This is a genomic window from Bartonella senegalensis OS02, from assembly GCF_000312545.1.
GTDB classification, from domain to species: Bacteria; Pseudomonadota; Alphaproteobacteria; order Rhizobiales; family Rhizobiaceae; genus Bartonella; species Bartonella senegalensis.
The window spans coordinates 1-936 of sequence record NZ_HE997556.1 but is presented as its reverse complement, the minus strand read 5'-3'; the positions used below and the strand labels follow the sequence as shown (position 1 = coordinate 936).

At 43.5% G+C, this 936-nt stretch carries 1 protein-coding gene; it reads right to left on the bottom strand.

The window, feature by feature from the left end:
• A partial coding sequence (locus BN200_RS08365; protein WP_034989480.1) for an autotransporter domain-containing protein occupies window positions 1-936 on the bottom strand: 936 nt, incomplete at both ends.

Below are 936 nucleotides of genomic sequence, written 5' to 3'. Positions count from 1 at the left end.
TCCACCAGAAAAACTGGTTCCAGAAAAACCAGCCTTTGTCAGCTTCTGCTGATAACTCAAATCACCGTGAAGCGTAAAGTTTGAAGACAACCGTGCATGAAAGCCCAATCCAGTTTCTACAGAAGAACCAAAAGCACCCAACTGGAACGCGTCTTTAAAATGGACAAATTGTTTGTTCCCAAAATTATGCGCAACATGCAACTTACCATAGAGAGAAACACCACGCGCTTCGTCGCTTGCAGCAAGGGTCTTGGTTAAACGTCCACCAACGCGCATCGTCCATTGATCCAATTTCCCCAGTTCAATCTCAAAATCATCAATATCACGCGCCTTATCAAACTGGATATGTTGATAAATAGCCTGGACTTGCGGAGCAAAAACAAATCCCTCTTCTCCTACCATAAACGCTTTACCAGCAATTACTGAAGCACTGAAAGGTTTTCCCTTTAATGTGGCCGTCTTACCGCGTGCAACAGTGTGAACATCTCCCTTAAACAAACCATAGGATAAAAGACCATCCACATAAAAATCCGTATCACACCGCAAACCACCATAGGCTGTAACAGACCATTTATCAAAGGCACTTTTTTGGCTTTGTTCAACCTCTAAAGGTTGCAAAGAGAGTCTCTCATAAGTGCCTATAATCCCAAAAGAGGTTTTACTATAGTCACCCTCGACCGTTTTTAGCAAAACACCGGCTTCGACTGCATTATAGCCAAGCTCCCCTCCATAACCATATTCCAACACAGAAAGATCAGACACATAATTGTATTGACCGCCATAACCACGCACAAAAAGAGCAGGGTTTTCCTCACTTTGCAAAGCTCCACCAGAAACAATGCGTAGAGCTTCTAACCGCTTAGCTTGATTGCTAACATGCATTAAACCGCTCTGAAACAAAGCATTAGGCAAAAGCAGATACGTCGGAACTTGCGG